Source organism: Thermogutta sp. (assembly GCF_039793925.1).
Lineage (GTDB): Bacteria > Planctomycetota > Planctomycetia > Pirellulales > Thermoguttaceae > Thermogutta.
In genome coordinates this window covers 1-1,640 of the sequence record NZ_JBAMME010000047.1, presented here as the reverse complement: position 1 = coordinate 1,640, position 1,640 = coordinate 1, and the positions used below count along the sequence as shown (strand labels likewise).

At 57.3% G+C, this 1,640-nt stretch carries 2 protein-coding genes; both read left to right on the top strand.

All coding sequences use genetic code 11. From position 1 onward, the window contains the following. Nucleotides 1–208: hypothetical protein (locus tag ABJK56_RS01575; protein ID WP_347242909.1), on the top strand; the 208-nt coding region annotated here is incomplete at its 5' end. 334 nt (nucleotides 209–542) lie between these two features. Then, nucleotides 543–1,154, top strand: a complete 612-nt coding sequence (locus ABJK56_RS01570; RefSeq protein WP_347242908.1) for a hypothetical protein — start codon at nucleotides 543–545, stop codon at nucleotides 1,152–1,154. Nucleotides 1,155–1,640 lie beyond the last annotated feature (486 nt).

Below are 1,640 nucleotides of genomic sequence, written 5' to 3'. Positions count from 1 at the left end.
TCGGAGTCGAACCACCAGCTCTCTCAGCTTTCCACTGCCGACGGGACAGGCTCCTCGATTCAGGATCCATCTTTTCGGCTACCGGATGCTGAAACAGGTTCGGCATGACCTGATGCCCACGGCCGTGAGGTTCTATGCTGCGGGATGGATTCTGCTCACGCTCTCCCTGCGGCCCACCAACCCAAGTTCCCGCTCCGTACAACCCTAACCCCTGCCCTCTCCCACAAAGGCAGAGGGAGCTTTACTTTCCACCTGGCACATTCCGCAGATCATCAGGAGCGATGCTGAGAGAACTTTCCAGTAAAGGGAGAGGTAGATCCAACCCGGTCATTCCCGCGGCGTATAAAACTTCCCAAGTGTCCCTGCAACTCAAAACAACAGGTATTAATACTGATGCACAGGCTGCAATATGTCCTTGAGAGGTCGCATATCCCGCGCTATATTGACTGCGTGCCAGCAAAGCCACGAGCCCGGAGGGCGGCATTCACGAAGAATCTATTAAGTCTCGTGACACCACGCAACTAATGTCGTGAAACGGGAAAATGAGTAAACAGGATGAAGGTCTGGGTCAGTGTGTTTTGTACGGGACTGCTGCTGGCAGCGTAACCGTCAAACCATCAGCGGTGTGCTGGCCGGCGGCCACAACTTGCAGTTGGGAACTGGCCCCGAGCTGTGCGGACCTGTCCCGACAGGTGTCAAACAACGACATCATTGAGGGCAAGGACACCACAAGCAGTGGGGCCGTCATCGAGGCCGGCGGGTTCGATTGGGCTTTCCCCGATCAGGCTGATGCGAAGTACCTGACCGACTGCGTGTTGGGAGCGAAGGTCCATTCCGTACTGCAAGACTACGGCCTGGCTTCTCTGCGGATCAGGTACGAGTTCGACCCTCGGCCCGTCAAGGAGATACTGAGCATCGGGGGCAACTCGGACCTCGGACAAGAACGGCGCGTGTTCCAGGATGTGGACGTCGAGGTCAAGTACCAGAACGACCGGTTTGAAATCGTCCACGAAGCAACAACCGGCCCCCTATTACGTAAGCAACGGTGGTCGTTGGGAAGCCTCGCTGATCAGGACTTACGACGACACCGGCGGCTTGCTGCCGGGCGGTCTCCCGATAAGCGGCGTGAGGCTCACCCACTGGAGCCCGGATAACACTCAGGACTGGTTCCTGCCTCGCGACCACCCGAGCGCAGTCTGCGCAAGCATTATCAAGGAAATCGACGTCGTTATTCCGGAGCCGACAAGCATGCTCGCGCTGCTGGCCGGGATCGGCGGGATTCTCCTCCGACGAAAATCGAGGTAGCCTCATTTGTGGAAAGCCACTCGGGACCCAATGGAGTGGCTTTCCTTCTTGGGCGACGCGCCGCGTATCGACAGAAACCGAGCTATTTGCTTTGTTGGAGCGAGGCGGACAGTGTGTGGCAAGCTCAGAGGTTTGATCACCTGCGAATACACCAGTGAAACTCATTCCAAGACTGCCCGTGCGGTTCTCGCATACGCAGAGCTACTGAGTAGCCGGATCGTTCCGATGACGAACGGTCCGGACAGAGCAATCACAGGAGGTACAGGACTATCAAGCGATTGCGTAAGCGTCAAACCGCCCCCACCTTGACAGAAGCTACGATGGCGCGACTTGGT